Raw genomic sequence first — 22,915 nt, forward strand, 5'->3', positions numbered from 1 at the left:
TCTGTTTCATCGCTTGCAACAGGAACAGCCCGACAAGTCAAGTATTCACCATCCGGAGGCAATCATGGACGCAACCCGCACAGACATTATTATCGCCGGAGCAGGTTATGTCGGCATGGCCACTGCTGTCGCGCTGAAGTCTTCTGCACCGCATCTCGGGGTGACCGTTATCGATGCAGCCCCCGCTGGCGTCTGGCGTAATGATACACGGGCTTCCGCCATTGCAGCGGCGGCGAGCCGCATGCTGGACAAGCTTGGATGCTGGCAGAGTATCTTGCCGGAGGCTCAACCGATCAATGAGATGGTCGTGACGGACTCACGCACCGCCGATCCAGTTCGGCCCGTATTCCTGACCTTTGATGGCGAGATTGAACCGGGAGAGCCATTTGCGCATATGGTAGAAAACCGGCTTCTGAATGCTTCGCTGCGAGAAAAGGCAGATGAACTCGGCATTGTCTTTATTGAAGGCGCGCCGGTGCATGGCTTTGAGCAAGGTGATAACGGTCTGACGGTCCGCTATGGCGACGAAAAATCGTTGCAGGCGCGGCTGCTGATTGCGGCGGATGGCGTGAAATCACGCCTGCGCGATATGGCAGGCATCAAGACGGTCAATTGGGAATACGGCCAGTCCGGAATCGTGTGCACAGTCGCCCATGAGCGTCCGCACAATGGCCGCGCGGAAGAGCACTTCCTGCCCGCAGGCCCTTTCGCGGTGCTGCCGCTGAAAGGCAATCGCTCGTCGCTGGTCTGGACTGAAAGGACTGCGGATGCTGACCGGCTCGTCAAGGAAGATGAATTCGTGTTTGATGCCGAACTCGAACAACGCTTCGGGTTGAAGCTTGGCGAATTGCGCGTGGAAGGTCCGCGCAAAGCTTTCCCGCTGAGCCTGACGCTGGCTCGGGATTTCATCAAGCCCCGTTTCGCGCTTGTCGGTGATGCGGCCCATGGTATCCATCCCATCGCCGGTCAGGGCCTTAATCTCGGCTTCAAGGATGCAGCAGCGCTGGCGGAAACGATCGTCGATGCGGACCGGCTCGGCCTCGATATTGGCTCTATTGCAGTGCTGGAGCGCTACCAGACATGGCGCCGTTTCGATACGGTGCAGATGGGAGTAACCACGGACGTTCTCAACCGGCTTTTCTCTAATGACAACGTGCCCATACGCGCATTGCGTGATTTTGGCCTTGGCCTTGTCGAACGTATGCCGCGGCTGAAGGGGTTCTTCATCCGCCAAGCCGCAGGATTGTCACCGACCGCCCCCAAATTGTTGCAGGGGCAGTCGATTTAACATTTGCACTACAGTCGCCGCCTAAAGCGGGCGCGGATATTTCCGGTAGATCGTTTCGATTTCAGCCAGAACTTCCGGCGAAAGCTTGAGATCGGCCGCAGCTATGTCGGTCTTCAGATGATCCATTGAAGTTGCTCCAATGATCACGGAAGTCATGAATGGCCGGGTGAGCGCGAAAGCAATGGCCATTTGTGCCACGTCAAGGCCGTGTTTCCGCGCCAGTTCCACATAGGCGCGCACCGCTGGCTCGGAATGCTCATTATTGCGCCAGAGCCCGCCGGTCTGGATCGCACCGCGTGTACCCGCCGGAATTTTTCCATCCAGATATTTGCCGGTGAGCACACCTGAAGCGAGCGATGAATAGGCCAATAGGCCCACATCCTCATGGTGACTGAGTTCGGCAAGGTCGAGATCGAACACGCGCTGGATCAGACTGTATTCATTCTGCACGGAGACAACACGCGGCAAGTCGCTGCGCTCCGCAAGTTTCAGCCATTGACCGATACCCCAAGCGGTTTCATTCGAAAGGCCGATCTGCCTGATCTTGCCTTCCTTGACCATATCTCCAAGGCCAAGCAGCGCATCTTCAATCTGGTCAAGAACCTCAGTCTGGTTTTGGGTATGCGGCGCGTACTTCCATGCTGTACCGAAATGATAATGGCCGCGCGCGGCGTAATGCACCTGATAAAGATCGATATAATCGGTCTGCAGCCGTTTCAGGCTGCCTTCCACCGCTTCGCGCACACTGGCACGGCTTGGCTTGTTGCCTTCACGAATCCAGCTATTGCCGCCACCCGAAATCTTTGTCGCCAGAACAAAGCGATCACGCTTACCGGTCTTCTTGAACCAGCTGCCAATATAGGACTCGGTTTTACCATAGGTTTCGGGACTGGATGGAATTGCATAGACTTCCGCCGTATCCATGAAATTGACGCCCGCATCCAGAGCATAATCGATCTGGTTGTGCGCATCGGCTTCAGTGTTCTGTACACCCCAGGTCATGGTGCCGAGGCAGATTTCCGTGACGTCAATATCCGTCCGGCCAAGTTTCTTCAGTTTCAAGGGAAGTTTCCTATCTCGATTGATCAGTCGACCTCAAGGCCAAGCTTTTGTTTGAGCTTCTTGACACGCTGGCCGTAAGTGGGAGGAACGGTGACAGCAGCCGCAGCTTTGCCTACCATATCAATCAATTCAAGCTTTTCCATATCGTTTAACCTCTGCCGCAAAAGTGGCGAGGTCTTTTCGATGACGGTGACCGCATCATCGATCTGGCTTGAAGCCCATTTTGCATAGATCACGGCCTCATCCGCCTTGGCAGGATCGCAAATATCGATAATCGCATTCCGTACGGCTTCGTAGTGTTTTTCTGTGATCGGAGTATCTTCACAAACAATGGCGAAGATGAGCGTTGCCGCAGCAAGAACCGGATCCTCAATCGCCGTCAAAGGCGAGTGTTCATGCTGAATGCGTATCTTTCTGCGACGCAGATAGCCACGCGCCTTTCCGGCAGTATCAATGACATCACTTGCTGCGTCACCCAAGGTGCGCATACGATACCACCAGAAAAGACCGCCCCCGACCATTCCAAGCAAAGCCAGAAGAATATGCATTTACAAGATCCCGTTTGATTTTTTCGTTCTACAGGGAGGATATCCGTTTGTATATTATGCCAAGGTAGGGCCGCCATGGATTTGATACGGAACACTGATAGATATTACACGTTAACGGACGTACACCGATACATATCTCAACGAGGGAGAGACACTCATGGACAGACAAGCAACGGCAATTTGGCAGGGCGCGCTGAAAGACGGTAAAGGCACGCTGGACACGCAAAGTGGTGCCCTGAAAGCTCTTCCCTATAATTTCAAGGCGCGCTTCGAAGATGAAAGCGGCAAATCAGGCACCAATCCGGAAGAACTGCTTGCTGCTGCCCATGCCGGCTGCTTTGCCATGCAGCTTTCGCATTTTCTGGCTGAGAACGGCACACCGGCCGCCAACCTCGATGCCAAGGCAGTCGTTTCCATCAGCCCTGCAGCGGGCGGTGGCTTTGAGATCACCAAAAGCGCCTTGACGCTTGTCGGCGATGTTCCCGGCATTGACGCCGATACATTTGCAAAGCTTGCCGGTCAGGCCAAGGCAACGTGCCCGCTTTCAAAGGCACTCGGCGCGATTGAAGTAACGCTGGACGCCAAGCTGGCTTGATCTGATAAATCAAAAATTGCATAAAATTAAGAACGGGCGCTCTTGCGCCCGTTGCTATGTTAAACCCGGCGCTCCACCATCATCTTCTTGATTTCGGCAATTGCCTTGGCAGGGTTCAGACCCTTGGGGCAAGTTTGCGCGCAGTTCATAATCGTGTGGCAACGGTAAAGCCGGAAAGGATCTTCCAGATTGTCCAGGCGTTCGCCTGTTGCCTCGTCACGGCTGTCAATCAGCCAGCGATAGGCCTGCAAGAGAACAGCAGGGCCGAGATAGCGGTCGCCATTCCACCAATAGCTTGGGCAGGATGTCGAGCAGCATGCGCACAGGATGCATTCGTAAAGGCCGTCCAGCTTGGCGCGGTCTTCATGACTTTGCAGCCATTCCTTTGCAGGCTCCGGCGATACGGTTTTCAACCAGGGCTCAATCGAGCGGTGCTGCGCATAGAAATTCGACAGGTCCGGCACCAGATCCTTGACCACCGGCAAGTGCGGCAAAGGATAAATCTTCACTGCGCCTTTGATCTCATCCATACCCTTGGTGCAGGCGAGTGTGTTTGTACCATCAATATTCATGGCACATGAGCCGCAAATGCCTTCACGGCAGGAGCGGCGCAAAGTTAGCGTCGGATCGATCTTGTTCTTGATCCATAACAGCCCATCAAGAACCATCGGGCCGCAATCATCCAGATCGACATAATATGTATCGATGCGCGGGTTTTCACCATCATCCGGCGACCAGCGGTAAATCCGGTATTCGCGCAAATTATTGGCACCGGCCGGACGCTCCCAGGTCTTGCCGGGCTGCATCTTCGAATTTTTGGGAAGTGCAAGTTCAACCATAATGCTCTTATTCCCTTAGTACACGCGCGCTTTTGGCGCGATCTTGGCGAGGCTGATGCCGCCATCCTCTTCCTTGACCAGCGGATCAAGGTGGACAGGACGATAGCCGAGCGTAACTTTGCCCTCAGGCGTCAGCCATGCAAGACTGTGCTTGCGCCAGTTGACATCATCGCGGTTCGGAAAATCCTCATGCGCATGCGCGCCGCGGCTTTCCTTGCGGGCTTCCGCAGCAACAACTGTGGTCAGAGCATTGGCCATGAGGTTTTCCAGCTCCAGCGTTTCCACCAGATCGGAATTCCAGATCATCGACCTATCGGTCACCTTCACGTCAGGCAACTCGCTCCAGATTTTCTCCATGCGGATGACGCCGGACTTCAGCGAGTCCGATGTGCGGAACACAGCAGCATCTTCCTGCATTGTCCTTTGCATCTTCTCGCGCAGCACAGCCGTTGGCGTTCCGCCATTGGCATGACGCAGCCGGTCAAAGCGATCCATGATCTTCGTGACCGAGGCCTCGTTAATTTCCGGGATTTTTGAATTGCGGTCGATCACCTGACCGGCGCGAATGGCAGCGGCACGACCGAACACAACCAGATCGATCAGCGAATTGGAGCCGAGCCGATTGGCACCATGAACCGAAGCGCAACCGGCCTCGCCCACAGCCATCAGACCGGGCTGGATGCGATCCGGATTTTCCGGCGTCGGATTGAGCGCTTCTCCCCAATAATTGGTGGGAATCCCGCCCATGTTGTAGTGAACTGTCGGCAGAACCGGAATGGGTTCGCGGGTCAGGTCGACACCGGCGAAAATCTTTGCCGATTCGGAAATGCCGGGCAGACGCTCATGCAGAACCGCAGGGTCAAGATGATCCAGATGCAGGAAAATATGATCTTTGTCCTTGCCGACACCGCGACCTTCGCGAATTTCCAACGTCATGCAGCGGGAAACCACGTCGCGGGAAGCAAGATCCTTTGCGGAAGGGGCATAACGCTCCATGAAGCGCTCACCTTCGGAATTGACCAGATAGCCACCCTCGCCGCGCGCACCTTCAGTAATCAGGCAGCCGGCGCCATAAATACCGGTCGGGTGAAACTGGACAAATTCCATGTCCTGCAAAGGCAAGCCAGCGCGGGCAACCATGCCGCCACCATCACCAGTGCAAGTATGCGCCGAGGTTGCGGAGAAATAAGAGCGGCCATAACCGCCTGTTGCCATGACCACCATCTTGGCGGCAAAGCGGTGAATTGTGCCGTCATCAAGGTTCCAAGCAACAACGCCAGTAATCGTGCCGTCTTCATCCTGAATGAGATCAAGCGCGAAATATTCGATGAAGAACTGCGCATTGTGGCGCAATGACTGGCCATAAAGCGTGTGCAGGATAGCATGACCGGTGCGGTCTGCCGCAGCGCAAGTACGCTGCACGGGCGGACCGTCGCCATAATTCATCATATGGCCGCCAAATGGACGCTGGTAAATCTTGCCTTCTTCAGTACGGGAGAAAGGCACACCATAATGCTCAAGCTCATAAACCGCCGCTGGTGCCTCGCGGGCCAGATATTCCATGGCATCGGTATCGCCGAGCCAGTCGGAACCCTTGACGGTATCGAACATATGCCACTGCCAGGAGTCTGCACCCATATTGCTGAGCGAGGCGGCAATACCGCCCTGCGCCGCAACCGTATGGGAACGGGTCGGGAAAACCTTGGTAATACAGGCTGTTTTCAAGCCCTGTTCGGCCATGCCAAGCGTGGCGCGAAGACCGGCGCCGCCAGCACCGACGACAACCACATCGAACTTGTGGTCAACGAATGTGTAGGGCTTTGCGGCTTTGTTTTCTGTAGTTGCCATAATAGAGCTTAAACTCCGAAACTCAGCTTGAGGATCGCAAAGAGCGAAACAACACCGACTGCGATGGTGAAGAAGGTATTGAGCATGATGCAGGCGAGCTTTGCGCCTTCTGCATGCACATAGTCCTCAATAACGACCTGCATTCCAAGGCGCATATGGTAAAGGCCGGACAAAAGTACCAGAATGAGAACCAGCGCTGTCAGCGGATGTGAGAGTGCCGCGCGGGTTTCCTCAAAGCTTGCCCCATGCAGCGAAACAATCAGGCCGATGAAAAACAGCATCAGCGGAATGTTTGCGACTGCTGTCAGCCTTTGACGCCAGAAATGTTCGGTGCCTTCTTTCGCAGAACCCAATCCGCGAACTTTGGCAAGCGGCGTGCGCATATCAGCCATTGCTAAAGCTCCTCAACGCAGTGTGAATACGGCGACCCAGACAAGGGCCGTCAGCAGAACGGATGCAATGAGCGACGCCCATGCCATTTTCGTCGTGGTGTCTTTTTCCAGCCCACGCCCTGTATCCCAGATCAGATGGCGGATGCCGCCAATCATGTGATGAATGAGCGCCCAGGTGTAGCCAAGAAGCACCAGAAGGCCGATCCAGGAACCATAGACCATGGAAACAATATCGAACTGCTGTTCGCTCGTCGCAGTTGCGATCAACCACCATGCAACCAGCAATGTACCGAAATAGAGGGCACAGCCCGTAATGCGGTGGACAATGGACATGACCATGGTCGGGATTGGTTTGTAGATTTGCAAGTGAGGCGACAAAGGCCGGTTTGCATGCAAATTTGTTTTGCTCATAGCGTCCCCAATGAGAAAAGCCACGCCGCAGGGATGACAGAAAGGCGGGCAGGGCCGAAAGGCTGTTAAAGCCAATTTAGAAGGGTTTTAATGCGGTTTTTGCACTGCGTCAAAGCCCCATTCAAAACCCTCATGCGGCGAATTGGCCCGAATAGCAAGTCAATAAGGTTTTTCTATAAAATTCAATCGTTTAAACGCGGAAAATTGACGATCCGAAGGTCAGATTTACCAATCAAAATGCCGTTAAAAATAGTTGAGTGAGTCTATCCAGATTTACCCTAGCGCGGTTGAATTCAGCGCAATATGGGCAAGTTCATCTGCGACGATAAGAGTCGCTCACAGGTTGGAGCGACTCCATCCTCTATTTGCCGACTATTGATTGCCGAAGCGGATGACGAAGCTCGTCCAGTCCGCAGGCGCTGCAACCTGCTCGTATAGCTTGCGGCCATCCTCCGGCACACGCGGCGCATTGAGGGACAGCTTGGTCCAGCCGCGCTCTTCCGCCTTATCGGCAAGCACGTCGATCAACGCCTTGGCGATACCTTTGCCGCGATGATCATGATGTACATAAATATGGTCCACCTGCCCTGCCCGCATGCCTGAAACCGGTTCAGGAAGATCATAAAAAATAACGAACCCGACCAGCTTGCCATCCAGCCGCGCACCAGCAATCTCCGCGGCACGGTCGCGCAAGAGGTTTTCAGCATAGTAATCGTCCGGGCGGCGCGGTGCGCCACGCTTCAACGCTTGCGCGTAGCTGGCAAGCAGTGGTGAAAATTCATGCGCATCGTTCAAATGCAGCAGGGATATATCAATGGCGTGTTCGTCTGGAGCTTTCTTGGTCATTGTCGCTTCCGTCCCTTTATTACTGCCTACCGTTGCCGGGGTGCTTCAGGATTGGTTGATTGTGCCGTTCGCGTCAACCTTAACCCGGAATGAAAATCGATTTGAATCCATTCAGGCAGATGACAATCGTTAACAAATGGTTAAAGCTGATGTAACCACCACCTGTCTTGAGGTCTGCTTCATGCTGCGCACATCACTTCTGGTCTTGTCCGTCCTGTCGGGTCTACCGGGTATCGCGCTTGCTGACGGCAACACCTATGGCGATGAATATGGCAATGTCATCATGCAGGAAGCGGGCGGTCCGAAGATCATCTTCGTCGGGTCAAGAGCGGCAAAGTCCGACGTGATCGGACGGGATGTGCGGCGCACAACACCTGTCTATAAACGCGCCAGCGGACCTTCTGTTATTTACCCTGCTGCCGATCACCTGGTCGTGGGTGTCATACCCGCCCCCAATACGAGCTGTGATGCACCAATCGTCATCAAGGGCTTGAGCTATCGCTATGGTCTGGATCGTAACGAGATCGCAATCCTTGAACATCCCGGCTGCCTCGACTGATCTAAGGACAGATTTAATTTGCCTCAAATGCGCAGCGCCTGTATGGCACCCGCACATTTGAAAGGTATTGAATATGACTCAGCGCTCCGGGGGCGCCCTCGTTCTATTTTCCGGCGGACAGGATTCCGCCACCTGTCTGGCTTGGGCACTATCGCAGTTTGACCGCGTTGAAACTGTCGGCTTCGACTATGGCCAACGCCACAAAATTGAACTTGAGGTCCGCAAGGAATTCCGTGCGGCGCTGACCAAACAATTTCCCGAATGGGCGTTGCAACTCGGCGAGGACCATATGCTCGACGCCGGCATTATCGGCCAGCTGGGCGGCTCGGCCATGACTGAGAGCATTGCCATTGAAATGGCAGAAAATGGCCTGCCCAATACATTCGTTCCGGGACGCAATCTGCTTTTCTTTACACTGGCGGCGGCATTGGCCTATCGCCGCGGATTGCGGGTGATCGTCGGAGGCATGTGCGAAACCGATTATTCCGGCTACCCTGATTGCCGCGACGACACGCTGAAAGCCCAGCAAGTGGCTCTTTCGCTGGGGCTGGATCGCCGTATCACCATCGAAACACCCCTCATGTGGCTGGACAAGGCGCAGACATTTGCACTGGCCCAAGAACTTGGCGGTCAATCACTGCTCGGCCTGATCGTTGAAAACAGCCATACCTGCTATCTCGGCGATAGAAGCAAGCGTCATGACTGGGGCTATGGTTGCGGCACATGTCCCGCCTGCGAGCTGCGATCAAGCGGCTGGCAAAAGTTCAAGGCGGAGGCCGCGTGACCTACGCTGTCAAGGAAATCTACCTGACTTTGCAAGGCGAAGGCAATCATACGGGCCGCGCAGCGGTATTCATGCGCTTTGCCGGATGCAATCTATGGTCTGGTCTCGAGCGGGATCGCAAAAAGGCGATCTGCCAGTTTTGCGATACGGATTTTATCGGCATTGATGGACCGGGCGGCGGCAAATTCAAAACTGCCGACGCGCTTGCCGATGCTGTTGCCGCCCAGTGGCCGCAAGGTGGCGGTGGCAAACCCTATGTGATTTGCACAGGCGGCGAACCGCTGCTGCAACTTGATAGCTCCCTCATCGACGCATTTCATGCACGGGGCTTTGAGGTCGGGATCGAGACCAATGGCACGCTGGAAGCCCCGGGCAGCATTGACTGGATTTGCGTCTCGCCAAAAGCGGCAGCGCCGCTCGTCCAAACCAGCGGCAACGAGCTGAAACTGGTCTTCCCGCAAAAGGAAAGCGAGACGCATCCTTCACGTTTCGAGCAGCTTTCCTTTGAGCATTTCTACCTTCAACCTCTTGACGTCATCGGTGATCCGGCGCAAACCGCCGCGCATGTGGCATCTGCAGCGGCCTATTGCCTCGCTCATCCGCTTTGGCGGCTGAGCACGCAGACACATAAGATGAACGGTCTTCCATAGGGCAAACCCTTTCGGTGCCGTGTTTGACTTTGCGGGCGCCTGTATTGCGCCAAGGCTAATGGAGCACTTATGAGAATCTTCAACGAATTTACGTTTGAGGCGGCACATCATTTGCCGCATGTTTTTCCTGACGGGCACGTCAATACGCGCCTGCACGGACATAGTTTCCGCGTGCGTGTGACGCTCGAGGGAAAGCCTGACAAAAGGACCGGTCTTATCGCCGACCTTGGACAGGTCGAGACCGCTTTCGGCACTGCCCGGGAAAAGCTGGACCATCGCTATCTGAACGAGATCGAAGGGCTCGAAACCCCAACTCTGGAAAACATCGCCATGTGGCTGTGGCGGCATTTCTATCCTGAGTTGCCGAGCCTTGCGCAGATCGGTGTCTATCGCGATACTTGCGGCGAAGGCTGCGAATATCAGGGCGAGTATGAAACGCGGAGGGTCGCAGCATGAGCCATTATGCAGAAAGCTCAACCATGTTGGGCAAGAATGTGAAGCTGCCGCAGCATCCCGATGAGGCAATTCTGGAAGCAGTTCCCAACCCGCAGGCCGGAACATTGTTCCTCACACGTTTCGCCTGCCCCGAATTCACCTCGCTTTGCCCCGTGACGGGCCAGCCGGATTTCGGTCATCTCGTCATCGATTATGCGCCGGGCGAGACATTGCTTGAGTCCAAATCGCTCAAGTTGTTTTTGGGCAGTTTCCGCAATCATGGGGCGTTTCACGAAGATTGCACTGTGAGTATTGGCAAGCGCATTGTTGAAACCGTCAAGCCCTTATGGCTGCGCATTGGCGGCTACTGGTACCCGCGCGGCGGCATTCCCATTGATGTCTTTTGGCAAACAGGGCCGATGCCGGAAGGGTTGTGGTTGCCGGATCAGGGCGTGCCGAGCTATCGGGGACGGTAATTCGTTTCATAGCCCCCGCCTCTCCGTCATCCTCGGGCTTGACCCGAGGAACTAGTTGAGGAGGGGCTTGCCCCCTAATACTCGCACAGAAGGTAAGAGTGGGTCCTCGGGTCAAGCCCGAGGATGACGGAGAGGGAAGCGATTGGATTCCAATCCTGTGCAGTAACAACCCTGCTCCCTATGGAGAGAAAGCTACGGTAGGCTTACTTCCACTCACGAATATCGACAAAATGTCCGGCAATTGCAGCGGCGGCGGCCATGGCTGGCGACACGAGGTGTGTGCGGCCCTTGAAGCCCTGACGGCCCTCAAAATTGCGGTTTGATGTCGATGCGCAACGCTCACCTGGCTTCAGGCGATCATCATTCATGGCAAGGCACATGGAGCAGCCCGGCTCGCGCCAGTCAAAGCCTGCTTCCTTGAAAATCTTGTCGAGACCTTCAGCTTCCGCCATTTCCTTGACCAGACCGGAACCTGGCACAATCATCGCATCCACAGTCGGGCTGACCTTGCGGCCTTCAACAACTTTGGCGACAGCGCGAAGGTCTTCGATACGACCATTGGTGCATGAGCCGATGAAGACGCGATCAAGCTTGATATCAGTGATCGGAGTACCTGGCTTCAGGCCCATATAGTCCAGAGCGCGCCATTTTGAGGAGCGCTTGGTTTCATCCGCAATATCGTCTGGATTTGGAACAGCACCCATGACGGAGATGACGTCTTCCGGTGATGAGCCCCAGGAAACGATGGGCGGCAAATCAGCAGCATTCAGAACAACAACCTTGTCGAAATGCGCGCCCTCATCGCTCTGCAAAGTCTTCCAATATTCCACAGCACGATCAAACTGCTCGCCTTTGGGGGCGCGCGGCTTGTCTTTCACATAGGCGAATGTCGTCTCATCAGGCGCAATCAGGCCAGCGCGTGCGCCACCCTCAATCGACATGTTGCAGATGGTCATGCGACCTTCCATCGACAATGCGCGAATGGCTTCGCCCGCATATTCGATGACATAGCCGGTGCCGCCAGCGGTGCCGATTTCGCCGATGATGGCGAGAATGATATCCTTGGCTGTCACACCCTCTGGAAGGACACCATCGACACGCACCAGCATGTTCTTGGCTTTCGACTGAATGAGCGTCTGTGTGGCAAGCACGTGCTCGACTTCCGACGTGCCGATACCATGGGCCAATGCGCCAAACGCGCCATGGGTCGAAGTGTGGCTATCGCCACAGACAATGGTCATGCCAGGCAAGGTGAAACCCTGTTCCGGCCCGATAATATGAACGATGCCCTGACGAATGTCTTTTTCCGAATAATATTCGACGCCGAAATCCGCAGCATTTTTCGCCAATGCTTCAACCTGAATACGGCTTTCTTCGTTCTTGATACCGTTGATACGATCCGGCGAAGTGGGAACATTATGATCAACCACCGCAAGCGTCTTTTCCGGATGGCGAACCTTGCGACCGGTCAAGCGCAAACCTTCAAAGGCCTGCGGGCTGGTGACTTCATGCACAAGGTGGCGATCAATATAGAGAAGGCAGGTGCCGTCATCCTGACTGTCAACCAAATGGTCATCCCAGATCTTGTCATAAAGTGTGCGTGGCGCAATCATCGCGATATCCTGGCAGTGGGGTCTTTTCGATTATTTCGTGGACATATGCACTTGAGGCCTCTCAACGTCAAGAAACAAGCATGAAAAGTGACAATGCGCCGCTACCTGTCAGGTGAAATCACCGGTTGCGTTGCGCAAGACGCCGTTCAACCCATCGCAACAGCAAAGAAAGGCTGATGGTCAAGATAAGATATATATAGGCGACCACAGAATAGGTTTCAAAAAAGCGGAATGACCCTGAGGCATAGACCTTGCCCATCTGAGTAATATCGACAACCCCGAGGACCGACACCAGCGATGAATCCTTCACCATGGCGATGAAATCATTGCCGTAAGGCGGCAAAATAGTGCGGATCGCCTGCGGCATCACAATCAGCCGGAAACGCGGAAAGCGCCGAAGCCCGAGCGCCTTGGCTGCTTCGATCTGGCCTGCATCGACAGCTTGAATGCCAGCGCGGAAAATCTCTGCAAGAAAGGCTGAATAGGCAAGAACGAGCGCAATGATCGCACGCCAGAGCAGGGAGAAATCCCGCACCAGCAGCGGCTCAGTGTAGCCAGCATTTTGCAATGGTTGCGTTATGAAATTCCATGCATAGACCAGGGCCGGGGCGCCGACAAAAGCGATATAGAACAACAGCACCAGCAGTGGAACACCGCGCATGATCTCAACATAAAACCGCGCAATCTGCCGGACGGCGATATATTCCGACCGGCTCATAATGGCCAAAACGAGCCCCAACACCGATGCAAGAAAGAACGCAACGATAGACACCCAGACGGTTATCCAGATGCCTTGCGCAACAGTTGAAAAAACCTGCCCGTAAAGCGGATTGATGAGAATAGCGAGACCCAAGGCGATAGCGATCCCCGCGGCGACAATGAGCCACCACGGAAAATCAGCCTTTTCCGCCAGGCGTGATGCGGCTTCGGGCTTCAAGAACGCATACTCACCTATTGACCAAGCTTGTAGTCGAGAAACCACTTCTTGTTCAGCGCGTCGAATGTGCCGTCAGCCTTCAATGCAGCAATGGCCGCATTAACCGGAGCGACTAGATCGGAGCCTTTTGGAAAGATAAAGCCGAAATCTTCCGCACCGAGCGGCCCGCCAATCAGCTTCAATGCACCGCCGGATGCATCCACATAGCCCTTGCCCGCGGTGCTGTCAGTCAGGACCAGATCAACATCGCCGGTTTTCAGCGCCTGAATGGTTGCGCCGAATGTTTCAAACAACTTGATACGCGGATTCTGCTCATTGCCATCGAGGACATTGTAGACGGCAACATAGAAATTACTCGTTCCCGGCTGCGCGCCAACCAGCGTATCCTTCGACTCCGAAAAGCTCTTGGCGTCGGTAAAGCGCTTCTCGTCGCTGCGGACGAGCATGAATTGTTCCGACCGCATATAGGGCTCGGAAAAATCCACCTTCTGCTTGCGCTCGTCATTGATGGTTATGCCGGTCATACCGATCTGGTATTGATTATCGGAGACAGCCTGGATCATCGCATCCCAGCTTGTATTGAGATACTCGATCTTGAAGTTGAGGCGCTTGGCGATTTCGTTCATCGCATCATATTCCCAGCCCACCGGCTTACCGGTCTTGGGATCGACGAATTGTAACGGCGGATAGGCATTCTCCGTAACCACAGTCACCTCTTTGCCGCCCAGATCAGGCAGATCAGCGGAGAAAGCGGAAATGGGAAGCATGGCCAGCGTTATCGCTGCCAGAAAAACGGCCGAAAAAATGGAACGCAAGTTCATCGGAGTCCCCTTGTCGTGAAATAGTTGGCAAACTGATTTCACCTTGTCACCGGCGCGTCAATCCCCGCAAGCATGTCTGTTTCTTCTAACGGCAGTCACGAGGAAAAAACGCTCAAAAACAAAAAGGCGGCCCAAGGACCGCCTTTTTCAAAATTCATGCATAGCGCTTATTCAGCAGCAGGTGCCTTTGCAACAGTTGCTTCAGTCACTGTTTCGGCAGTGCCTGTTGCAGGAACTGAAGTCTTGTTCTTGCGGTTGTCTTTTTTCTCGACGATACGAGCAGCCTTACCTGTAAGACCACGCAGATAGTAAAGCTTCGCACGACGTACCTTACCGCGACGAACAATATCAACACCTTCGACCAGCGGTGAAATGATCGGGAATACGCGTTCTACGCCTTCGCCATAGGAAATCTTGCGAACTGTGAAGTTCTCATTGATGCCGGCGCCATTACGGGCAATGCAAACGCCTTCATAGGCCTGCACGCGGGTACGTGTACCTTCGGTAACACGAACATTGACACGAACTGTGTCGCCTGGCTTGAAATCTGGAAGCACGCGCTTGGCTTCGATTTTTGCTCTCTGTTCGAGATCGAGCTGACGAATAATATCGACGGCCATTGTCTTATCCTTTTATTGTTCAAACAGTCAGAGCGTCCACACTGGAAAGCAGCAACTTTGGCCGCATTTCTATGTCTCGCAAGAGACAGGGGCGAATTCACCATTCATTGATTAACAGACTTCGGATTTTCCGAGTTGGCGGGCAATTACACCATAAAAGCCGCTTTGTCACCTGTTTTGCGGATTCTTTTTATCCCACAGATCCGGACGCCTCTCACGCGTCAGTCTTTCAGCTTCGGCCCGCCGCCATTTATCGATAGCGCCGTGATTGCCGGAAAGAAGCACATCCGGAATACGGCGCCCCTCCCATTCCTGCGGTTTGGTGTAGTGTGGATGCTCAAGCAGTCCCGTCTCAAAGCTCTCGGTTTCACCTGAAAGCACATTGCCCATGACACCTGGCAGAAGCCGCACAATCGCATCAAGCACGACGATGGCCGCTGTTTCGCCGCCAGACAGAATATAATCGCCGATGGAGACTTCTTCAAAGCCGCGTCCTTCGATCAGGCGCTCATCCACGCCCTCGAAACGTCCGCAAAGCAAGATTGCCCCTGGGCCTGCCGCAAGTTCGCGTACACGCGCCTGTGTCAAAGGTTTGCCCCGCGGACTCATGAACAGTTTCGGACGCTCGTCCGCCACCTGATCAACCGCACGCCCCAGTACATCGGGTTTCATCACCATGCCCGCACCACCGCCCGCAGGCGTATCATCGACCATGCGATGCTTGTCTGTCGCATAATCGCGTATTTGTACGGTCTCGAGCGACCATGCCCCCTCGGCCAAGGCTTTGCCTGCCAGCGAAATGCCAAGTGGTCCCGGGAACATTTCAGGGTAAAGCGTCAGGACAGTTGCGCGAAAGCCGGTCATCAGGACTTGTCTTTGCCTTCACCGCCAAGCTGACGGCGGCGCTCCTCATCCTCATTCTCATCAGGAAGAAGACCAGCGGCGGCGGGATCGACAACGATATGTCCGGCCTTGAGGTCAACCTGCGGCACAGCAGCCAATGTGAAAGGGATCAGCATGGGACGTTTGCCCGGTATGGAAAGCTCCAGCAGATCGCCACCACCAAAATCAAACATGGCCGACACCTTGCCATGCCTGTTGCCATCTGCGTCGATTGCTTCCAGCCCGATCAGATCCGAGTGGTAATATTCGTCTTCGTCCAGATCCTGCGGCAGTTGCGAACGCTCAATAAACAGCGTTGTTCCATTCAGTGCCTCGGCCATATTACGGTCATTGACGCCGCGAAAACGCACGACAACGACAGTCTTGGACGGACGGATATCCAGCACTTCGAAAGCCCTGCCGGTCACATCATAAAGCGGCCCATAATCGGCAAGCGCCATGGGGTCGCCGGTAAATGTTTTTACCCTGAGTTCGCCGCGCGTTCCATGTGCCGCACCGATCACCGCCAACTGAACCGGATCATTCAACTTTGCCATTGGTCTATCCATTTAAAATCTGTTCTGCCCGAATTAGAGCAAACGCCGGATAAAACCAAGGCGAAACGTTCTCGTAAGGGTTCCTATGCCATTGTCCGCATAACAAAGCCGAGGAGCGATGCCGTGGGTGTCCAACCGAAAACCGAACAGTTTCTTATTTCCGCGCGCCCCGATCTGATCGATGCGCGCGAAAACTGGCTGAAGTCGCTCAAGAACACGCGCCGCCTCGCCACTAATACGCTTGAAGCCTATGAGCGTGACACGCGGCAGTTCTTTCAGTTCCTCACCGGCCATCTGGGTGAACCTCCGGCGCTGAAAGACGTGGCGACATTACGGATTGCCGATCTTCGCTCATTTCTGGCGCGGCGACGCAATGATGGTGCGGGCGCACGCACGCTCGGACGCGGGCTTGCCGGTATCCGCTCCTTCCTGCGCTATCTGGAAAAGCAGGGGATGGCCAATGCGGCGGCCTCCATCGCCATGCGTGCGCCAAAACAGCCCAAATCACTGCCAAAGCCGCTAACAACAATCGACGCACGGCGCGTTGTCGAGATTGGCGGGCAGCTCAATGAAGAGCCATGGATCGCAGCCCGCAATGCCGCCGTGCTGACACTGCTCTATGGCTGTGGCCTGCGCATTTCCGAAGCGCTCGGATTGGATGGTGGAGCATTGACCGATCCCGATGCCCGCTCAATTCCCATTACCGGAAAGGGCGGCAAGACACGCATGGTTCCCCTGCTTCCGATTGTACACCGGGCGATTGCGGAATATCGCAAGCTTTGCCCCTATGATTTGGAGGAAGGCAAGCCGCTGTTTCGCGGTGCGCGCGGCGGCGATCTGCATTCGGCCATAATCCAGCGCGATATGCAGAAAATGCGTGGAGCGCTGGGCCTGCCTGATACTGCAACGCCACATGCGCTACGCCATTCCTTTGCGACGCATTTGCTGGGTCGTGGCGGTGATCTGCGGACCATTCAGGAACTGCTCGGTCATGCCAGCCTTTCAACGACACAGGTCTATACGGGCGTCGATACGGATCGCCTGATGGAAATTTACGACAAAGCGCATCCCCGCGCGTGATTGAAGCAGTTGAGACTATTGATGGACAATAATATTTCGTCTCCATTTGACCGTTATGCCGATGCCTTGTTGCGGCTTTGCGCGGGATTGAGCTGGCTTCTGCTGGCATCATTTTTCGCCGTGGTTTTTAGCGCTGGCTATGCCCGCGCGGACGAAACGTGCGCGGGCAGTAATCTGATAGAGGAAATGGCCAAATCGGACCCTGCAAAACTTGAAACATTGCGCAAAGAGGCCGCCGCCACACCCAATGGCCATGGGCTCCTCTGGAAAATCGAAAAGCCCGGCATCAAACCTTCCTGGCTTTACGGCACAATGCATCTGACTGATCCGCGTGTTCTGAAGCTCTCCGATGCGGCTCAAGCGGCTTATAGTGCCGCCGATCCGATTGTGATCGAAACAGATGAAATTCTGGATCCCAAAGGCATAATGAAGGTAATGGCCGAGTCGCCGGAACTGATGATGTTCACAGATGGAACGACCTTGGAAAAGGTCATCCCCGCAGACAAGCTGGATGGTGTCAAAGCCGCCCTTTCAGAACGGGGAATTCCGTTGAGCTCTGTAAACAAGATGCAACCCTGGATGCTCACAAGCATGCTTGCCCTACCCGCCTGTGAAATGGCCCGGAAAAAGCAGGGTGCCGCGTTTCTTGATATCAAGCTGGCACAGGAAGCCAAGGAAAAAGGCAAGCAGATTGCCGGACTGGAAACGATCCGCGACCAGTTGGGGGCCATGGCCTCGCTGCCTGCAAAATTTCATATTGATGGCGTAGTCGAAATGCTGGCGCTCGGTCCCAAGATGAAAGACATATTCGAGACAATGACCGTTCTTTATGTGCAGGGTGATATTGGCATGATATTTCCGCTCATGCGATCAGTGTCGCCCGACGGCACAGCCAGCGGCCAAAATTATGCGGAATTTGAAGAAAAAATGGTCAGCGCACGCAATCGAACCATGGCGGAGCGTGCAGAGCCAATAATTGCCAAAGGAAACGCATTTATAGCTGTCGGTGCTTTGCATCTTCCCGGCGAACACGGCTTGGTATCTCTTCTCAAAAAGCAAAACTATACAGTGACAGCGCAGTAGAGCGCCGAACAGGCACAAAGGATTCTGGAACTTTACAGCATGCCATCCGTTATCCATTCATCGGCATCGCTTGAATGCCATGGAGGATAGAACATGACCTACGATCCAAATGTGCAACGACCGGCAAATGATCCGTTGGACCCGGCCAAAACAGATCGGCCTTCTACAGTTATCAACAATAAGTCCGGTAGTGGCGGAACCTATCTGGTTGCTGCCATCATTATCGCTGCAATCGTTATCGGCGGTTATTACTTCCTGAACGGGAATACCGAAATGAACGCTCCGGCGCCGACAGCGCCAGCCACCGATACCACAACGCCGCCAGCACCGGCGCCGGCTGAACCTCCGGCATCAACTGCACCCGCTCCTGCCGAACCTGCTCCTGCGCCAGCTCCCGCCGAGCCCGCACCAGCCCCGGCGCCTGCACCAGCCCCTGCTAATTAATGCGGTGAACCATAATAAAAAGGCCCGAATGTTCGGGCCTTTTTTTGTGCAGTTTTTTGCCAAAGTTACATATGGATAGGCTTGGCGAATGTGGCCAATGCGGCTTCGCGCACGGCTTCCGACATTGTCGGATGCGCATGCGTTGTACGCGCCAGATCCTCAGATGAGCCGCCAAATTCCATGAGAACCGTTGCCTCGTGAATCATCTCTCCGGCACCATAGCCAAGAATATGAACGCCCAGAACGCGATCTGTGGCCTTGTCAGCAAGAATTTTAACGAAACCGTCCGTATGCAGCATGGCACGGGCGCGGCCATTGGCAGTGAACGGAAATTTACCCGACTTATATTCGATACCAGCCGCCTTCAGTTCTTCTTCCGTTTTACCAACGGAAGCAACTTCCGGCTGCGTATAAACAACGCTTGGAATGGCATCAAAATTGACATGACCAGCCTGTCCGGCGAGGATTTCGGCAACCGCGATACCTTCGTCTTCCGCCTTGTGCGCCAGCATGGGACCCTTGACCACATCTCCAATGGCATAAATGCCGGAGACATTGGTCTGCCAATGATCGTTGATGGCAACGCGGCCGCGATCATCCACCTCGACACCTGCCTCTTTAAGACCGAGACCGTCTGTGTAGGGTCTGCGACCTGTGGATACGAGAACAACATTGGCCTCGATTGTCTGGGCATCGCCGCCTTTGACCGGCTCGAACGTAATCTTTGCGCCCTTGCCGGATTTCTCGACAGCGGTCACCTTGGCGGAGAGTTTGAATTCAATGCCCTGCTTTTCGAGCATGCGCTGGAACTGCTTCGAGACTTCGCCATCCATTGGTCCGAGAATCTTGTCAAGGAATTCGACCACTGTCACCTTGGCGCCAAGGCGCGCCCAAACCGAGCCAAGTTCCAGACCGATAACACCACCTCCAACGACAACAAGATGGTCCGGAACAGCCTCAAGCTCCAAAGCACCCGTTGAAGAAATGATGACCTTCTCATCAAAGGCCACATCAACGCCCGGAATGCCTGCAACATCGGAGCCAGTGGCAATCACGATATTCTTTGCTTCGATTTCCTGAACCTTGCCATCTTCACCGGTTACTGACACTTTGTCCGCGGCAACGACCTTGCCGGTACCGATGAACGTGTCGATCTTGTTTTTCTTGAACAGAAACGCAACGCCATTCACATTGGCATCCACGGTCGCTTGCTTATGGGCAAGCATGGCCGGTAGATTGAGCTTTGGCGTACCTAAATCAACGCCAAGCGTCGCGTGGGAATGCCCAGCCTCGTGGAAAACCTCAGAAGCGTGGAGCAAGGCCTTTGAGGGAATGCAGCCAATGTTCAGGCAAGTGCCGCCAAAGGTTGCGCGCTTTTCAATAACGGCGGTTTTTAGCCCGAGTTGTGCTGCCTTGATTGCGCACACATAGCCACCGGGGCCTGATCCGATGACGACGACATCATATGCCATGATTGATTCCTTTGCTTTAACTCACATAATTATTGTTGGGGAACGCATTCCTTGAAGCGGAACACTTCCCACGGAAACGTTTCGATCGGCTTTTCCAGCTTGAAGTTGAAATTGCTCATTGCGCCGGAGAGATTGGGCATCAGCAAAGCTTGCGCTGCCGGCTCTTTGGCTTGTGGAAGATAGTCGGCTTGTGCGCCGTCTTTCAGCGCATAAGGCACGCCCTCCCACACTGTACAAGCCGCCAGTTCATCACCTGTCGCATCGCCGCTTGGGCAATTATACATAATCAGCGCATTGGGCCTTGCGGCTTCGTCACGCATGACAACACCTTGAAGCTTCAAATCCGCGTCATTGCGCTGCAGGACAAACTCGTTTGATGTTGCAACAGGCTGATCTTCGGGAAAGTGCTTGAATGTCAGCGTGTAATCATCGTCGCGGTCGGTATAGACAGCCCGGTCCTGCGTACAAGCGGCATAGGCCGAAGAGGCAAACAGAACTCCGAGCGCCGATATGGCAGCAAGACCTTGTTTTCTGGCGTTGGGGAAAAAAACAGTCATAGCGCTCTAGCTTGCCTGGCTGGTCGCGAGCTTGATACCGAGCCCGATGAAAACCATGCCGGTTACGCGATTGAACCACTTGCCCCAGGATACAAAGCGATCCCGCACTGACTGGATCGTAAAGAAGGTGGAAACCGCAACGAACCATGCAATCAGCGCAAGCGCCATGAACACGCCATAGCTAGCCTGAATTAAAACCGGTGTTTCATGACTGACCAGCGCCGAAAACAATGACAGGAAGAACAGGACGGCTTTCGGATTCAGCGCGTTTGTCACGAAACCCATGAGGAAAGAACGCCCATCGGAAATCTTCTTCTGCGGAACATTCTCGACGACATCCGCCGGTGCTTCCATGGCAGGTGCACGCAGGGCCTTGATCCCGAGATAAACGAGATAGGCCGCACCCGCCCACTTCAGCAAGCCAAACAGAAGCAGCGATTTTGATACAAGCAGACCAAGCCCGAGCACAGTGTAGCTAATGTGGAAAAGCAGTGAAGAGCCAATGCCGAGGCTCGTCATGATAGCGCTGCGGCGGCCATGCACGATGCTCTGCCGGACAACAATGGCAAAGTCAGCTCCGGGCGAGACGATCATGATCGAAAAGACCGCCATCAGACCAAGGAATTCGTACATGTAGTGCGACATGCTTATTCTCCAGAGACGACATACTGGTGCCGGTCTGCTCCCGACCCGAGAGCAACCGGCACAGTTTTATTGCTTAGAGCGTTTTGCGTTTTGAGATTCAAAACGACGCTCTAAAACTTTATTTTTACGCAATTCCGGACGGAAAACCGCTACACACTTTTCCTGGAATTGCTCTAGAGATCGAGAACGAGACGCTCCGGATCTTCAAGGCTTTCCTTGACGCGAACGAGGAAGGTAACTGCTTCCTTGCCGTCAACAATACGGTGGTCATAGCTCAAAGCCAGATACATCATCGGGCGGATGACAATCTGGCCGCCAACCACAACCGGACGATCCTGAATCTTGTGCATTCCAAGAATACCGGACTGCGGTGCGTTAAGGATCGGCGAAGACATGAGCGAGCCATAGACGCCACCATTGGAAATGGTGAATGTGCCGCCCTGCATGTCCGCCATCGACAGCGCGCCATCGCGTGCAGCTTTACCCAGACGGCCAATATCCTTCTCGATTTCCGCAATGGACATCTGGTCGGCATTACGCACGACCGGAACGACAAGGCCCTTATCCGTGCCGACGGCAACGCCGACATGGGCAAAATTCTTGTAGATGATGTCGGTGCCGTCAATCTCGGCATTAACCGCAGGAATTTCCTTCAAGGCATGGGTGACAGCCTTGGTGAAGAAACCCATGAAGCCGAGTTTGACACCATGCTTCTTCTCGAAAATTTCCTTGTAGCGGTTACGAAGGTCCATGACCGCAGACATATCCACCTCGTTATAGGTGGTAAGCATGGCAGCCGTGCTCTGCGCATCCTTGAGTCGGCGCGCAATGGTCTGGCGCAACCGTGTCATCTTCACGCGCTCTTCGCGCGAAGCATCATCTGGCGCGGAAGCCGGACGGGCAACGGCCTTCGGTGCTTCGGCAGCAGCCGGTTGCGACGTAAAGCCCTTGGCAACGGCATCAAGAACATCACCCTTGAGAACCTGGCCTCGCTTGCCGGAACCTTCGACCTGCGAAACAGATACACCTTTTTCGCTCAACAGCTTGGAAGCAGCCGGGGAAGCTGGCATTTCACTGGGCTTGCGCTCGGAAATAGGCGTATTGCCTGCAACCTGAGCAGCCTTGTTTTCTGCCTCACCTGTGGTTGCCGCTGAACCTGGGCCGGATGCCTGTGCTACCGCGTCAGGCTTGGCTTCTTCTTTCTTGGCAGGTGCAGCGGCCGCGCCCTCGCCGGAGCCGATCATGCCAAGCAAGGCGCCAACTTCAACCGTATCGCCTTCCTTGGCGGTGATTTCGGCCAGCGAACCAGCAGCCGCAGCGGGCACTTCAATGGTCACTTTGTCGGTCTCAAGCTCGACCAGCGGTTCGTCGACAGCAATAGCTTCGCCGACCTTCTTGAACCATTTGCCGATTGTTGCTTCGGAAACGGATTCGCCCAGTGTTGGGACGCGGATTTCGGTTGCCATATTCT

27 protein-coding genes are annotated in these 22,915 nt (G+C 54.6%); 10 read left to right on the plus strand and 17 right to left on the minus strand.

The window, feature by feature from the left end:
* Positions 1-64: 64 nt before the first annotated feature.
* On the plus strand, positions 65-1,288 hold the full coding sequence (locus AC6CHM_RS14125; RefSeq protein ID WP_498173570.1) for a ubiquinone biosynthesis hydroxylase: 1,224 nt from the start codon (positions 65-67) through the stop codon (positions 1,286-1,288).
* 21 nt (positions 1,289-1,309) lie between these two features.
* Here the strand turns inward: AC6CHM_RS14125 and AC6CHM_RS14130 are convergent, their stop codons facing one another.
* Complete coding sequence (locus AC6CHM_RS14130; protein WP_336440368.1) at positions 1,310-2,350, minus strand: aldo/keto reductase; 1,041 nt, start codon at positions 2,348-2,350, stop codon at positions 1,310-1,312.
* Positions 2,351-2,373: 23 nt separating this feature from the next.
* Positions 2,374-2,898: a hypothetical protein gene (locus tag AC6CHM_RS14135; RefSeq protein WP_498173571.1), complete on the minus strand. Its 525-nt coding sequence runs from the start codon at positions 2,896-2,898 to the stop codon at positions 2,374-2,376.
* A gap of 157 nt (positions 2,899-3,055) precedes the next feature.
* On the opposite strand from AC6CHM_RS14135, the gene AC6CHM_RS14140 reads away from it, so the two are divergent.
* The gene (locus tag AC6CHM_RS14140) at positions 3,056-3,493 is read left to right on the plus strand and encodes an OsmC family protein (RefSeq protein WP_115054413.1); all 438 of its coding nucleotides are present in this window, start codon (positions 3,056-3,058) and stop codon (positions 3,491-3,493) included.
* A gap of 59 nt (positions 3,494-3,552) precedes the next feature.
* On the opposite strand, the gene AC6CHM_RS14145 is transcribed toward AC6CHM_RS14140, so the two are convergent.
* The 5 genes from AC6CHM_RS14145 to AC6CHM_RS14165 all read right to left on the minus strand — a co-directional run bounded on the left by AC6CHM_RS14145 (position 3,553) and on the right by AC6CHM_RS14165 (position 7,829).
* Positions 3,553-4,332 carry a succinate dehydrogenase iron-sulfur subunit gene (locus AC6CHM_RS14145; RefSeq protein ID WP_115054414.1) on the minus strand — a complete coding sequence of 260 codons (780 nt, stop codon included), beginning with the start codon at positions 4,330-4,332 and terminating at the stop codon, positions 3,553-3,555.
* 15 nt (positions 4,333-4,347) lie between these two features.
* Positions 4,348-6,180, minus strand: coding sequence for a succinate dehydrogenase flavoprotein subunit (gene sdhA / locus AC6CHM_RS14150; protein ID WP_115054415.1), 1,833 nt, complete (start codon positions 6,178-6,180; stop codon positions 4,348-4,350).
* An 8-nt stretch (positions 6,181-6,188) separates the two neighbouring features.
* The gene (gene sdhD, locus AC6CHM_RS14155) at positions 6,189-6,572 is read right to left on the minus strand and encodes a succinate dehydrogenase, hydrophobic membrane anchor protein (protein WP_115054416.1); all 384 of its coding nucleotides are present in this window, start codon (positions 6,570-6,572) and stop codon (positions 6,189-6,191) included.
* Positions 6,573-6,584: 12 nt separating this feature from the next.
* Positions 6,585-6,983, minus strand: coding sequence for a succinate dehydrogenase, cytochrome b556 subunit (gene sdhC / locus AC6CHM_RS14160; RefSeq protein WP_307281276.1), 399 nt, complete (start codon positions 6,981-6,983; stop codon positions 6,585-6,587).
* 372 nt (positions 6,984-7,355) lie between these two features.
* Complete coding sequence (locus AC6CHM_RS14165) at positions 7,356-7,829, minus strand: GNAT family N-acetyltransferase (protein WP_115054418.1); 474 nt, start codon at positions 7,827-7,829, stop codon at positions 7,356-7,358.
* A gap of 181 nt (positions 7,830-8,010) precedes the next feature.
* Here AC6CHM_RS14165 and AC6CHM_RS14170 point away from each other — a divergent pair, with 181 nt between their 5' ends.
* From AC6CHM_RS14170 to queF, 5 genes are all read left to right on the plus strand, one after another.
* Entirely contained in the window at positions 8,011-8,388 is a 378-nt protein-coding gene (locus AC6CHM_RS14170) for a hypothetical protein (protein ID WP_498173572.1), read from the plus strand.
* A 73-nt stretch (positions 8,389-8,461) separates the two neighbouring features.
* Positions 8,462-9,172, plus strand: a complete 711-nt coding sequence (gene queC, locus AC6CHM_RS14175) for a 7-cyano-7-deazaguanine synthase QueC (RefSeq protein ID WP_440808265.1) — start codon at positions 8,462-8,464, stop codon at positions 9,170-9,172.
* Entirely contained in the window at positions 9,169-9,822 is a 654-nt protein-coding gene (queE, locus tag AC6CHM_RS14180) for a 7-carboxy-7-deazaguanine synthase (protein WP_498173573.1), read from the plus strand. The genes queC and queE overlap by 4 nt, the downstream gene beginning before the upstream one ends.
* 69 nt (positions 9,823-9,891) lie before the next feature.
* Positions 9,892-10,278 carry a 6-pyruvoyl trahydropterin synthase family protein gene (locus tag AC6CHM_RS14185; RefSeq protein ID WP_115054422.1) on the plus strand — a complete coding sequence of 129 codons (387 nt, stop codon included), beginning with the start codon at positions 9,892-9,894 and terminating at the stop codon, positions 10,276-10,278.
* 23 nt (positions 10,279-10,301) lie between these two features.
* A complete protein-coding gene (queF, locus tag AC6CHM_RS14190; protein ID WP_498173677.1) occupies positions 10,302-10,733 on the plus strand; it encodes a preQ(1) synthase in 432 nt (143 codons plus the stop codon).
* 203 nt (positions 10,734-10,936) lie between these two features.
* Here queF and leuC read toward each other — a convergent pair whose 3' ends face one another.
* The 6 genes from leuC to rimM form a co-directional block, all read right to left on the minus strand.
* The gene (gene leuC / locus AC6CHM_RS14195) at positions 10,937-12,346 is read right to left on the minus strand and encodes a 3-isopropylmalate dehydratase large subunit (RefSeq protein WP_115054424.1); all 1,410 of its coding nucleotides are present in this window, start codon (positions 12,344-12,346) and stop codon (positions 10,937-10,939) included.
* A gap of 118 nt (positions 12,347-12,464) precedes the next feature.
* Positions 12,465-13,283, minus strand: coding sequence for an amino acid ABC transporter permease (locus AC6CHM_RS14200; protein ID WP_498173574.1), 819 nt, complete (start codon positions 13,281-13,283; stop codon positions 12,465-12,467).
* Between the two features lie 14 nt (positions 13,284-13,297).
* The gene (locus AC6CHM_RS14205; protein WP_435530123.1) at positions 13,298-14,050 is read right to left on the minus strand and encodes a transporter substrate-binding domain-containing protein; all 753 of its coding nucleotides are present in this window, start codon (positions 14,048-14,050) and stop codon (positions 13,298-13,300) included.
* Between the two features lie 221 nt (positions 14,051-14,271).
* Positions 14,272-14,724, minus strand: coding sequence for a 50S ribosomal protein L19 (rplS, locus tag AC6CHM_RS14210; protein ID WP_115054427.1), 453 nt, complete (start codon positions 14,722-14,724; stop codon positions 14,272-14,274).
* Positions 14,725-14,892: 168 nt separating this feature from the next.
* Entirely contained in the window at positions 14,893-15,588 is a 696-nt protein-coding gene (gene trmD / locus AC6CHM_RS14215) for a tRNA (guanosine(37)-N1)-methyltransferase TrmD (protein WP_498173575.1), read from the minus strand.
* The gene (gene rimM / locus AC6CHM_RS14220) at positions 15,588-16,163 is read right to left on the minus strand and encodes a ribosome maturation factor RimM (protein ID WP_307281301.1); all 576 of its coding nucleotides are present in this window, start codon (positions 16,161-16,163) and stop codon (positions 15,588-15,590) included. Before rimM ends, trmD begins: the two co-directional genes overlap by 1 nt.
* 123 nt (positions 16,164-16,286) lie before the next feature.
* Between rimM and AC6CHM_RS14225 the strand changes: the two genes are divergently transcribed.
* The 3 genes from AC6CHM_RS14225 (at position 16,287) to AC6CHM_RS14235 (ending at position 18,770) form a co-directional block, all read left to right on the plus strand.
* Positions 16,287-17,243 carry a tyrosine-type recombinase/integrase gene (locus AC6CHM_RS14225; protein ID WP_115054430.1) on the plus strand — a complete coding sequence of 319 codons (957 nt, stop codon included), beginning with the start codon at positions 16,287-16,289 and terminating at the stop codon, positions 17,241-17,243.
* 21 nt (positions 17,244-17,264) lie between these two features.
* A complete protein-coding gene (locus AC6CHM_RS14230) occupies positions 17,265-18,326 on the plus strand; it encodes a TraB/GumN family protein (RefSeq protein WP_115054431.1) in 1,062 nt (353 codons plus the stop codon).
* A gap of 93 nt (positions 18,327-18,419) precedes the next feature.
* Positions 18,420-18,770 carry a hypothetical protein gene (locus AC6CHM_RS14235; RefSeq protein ID WP_336440361.1) on the plus strand — a complete coding sequence of 117 codons (351 nt, stop codon included), beginning with the start codon at positions 18,420-18,422 and terminating at the stop codon, positions 18,768-18,770.
* 65 nt (positions 18,771-18,835) lie between these two features.
* Here AC6CHM_RS14235 and lpdA read toward each other — a convergent pair whose 3' ends face one another.
* The 4 genes from lpdA to odhB form a co-directional block, all read right to left on the minus strand.
* On the minus strand, positions 18,836-20,242 hold the full coding sequence (gene lpdA / locus AC6CHM_RS14240) for a dihydrolipoyl dehydrogenase (protein WP_498173576.1): 1,407 nt from the start codon (positions 20,240-20,242) through the stop codon (positions 18,836-18,838).
* A gap of 29 nt (positions 20,243-20,271) precedes the next feature.
* Positions 20,272-20,799 carry a hypothetical protein gene (locus tag AC6CHM_RS14245; protein WP_440808251.1) on the minus strand — a complete coding sequence of 176 codons (528 nt, stop codon included), beginning with the start codon at positions 20,797-20,799 and terminating at the stop codon, positions 20,272-20,274.
* Positions 20,800-20,805: 6 nt separating this feature from the next.
* The gene (locus AC6CHM_RS14250; RefSeq protein WP_115054435.1) at positions 20,806-21,444 is read right to left on the minus strand and encodes a LysE family translocator; all 639 of its coding nucleotides are present in this window, start codon (positions 21,442-21,444) and stop codon (positions 20,806-20,808) included.
* Between the two features lie 173 nt (positions 21,445-21,617).
* Entirely contained in the window at positions 21,618-22,910 is a 1,293-nt protein-coding gene (gene odhB / locus AC6CHM_RS14255; RefSeq protein WP_115054436.1) for a 2-oxoglutarate dehydrogenase complex dihydrolipoyllysine-residue succinyltransferase, read from the minus strand.
* Positions 22,911-22,915 lie beyond the last annotated feature (5 nt).

The organism is Phyllobacterium sp. GQ127 (genome assembly GCF_059758635.1).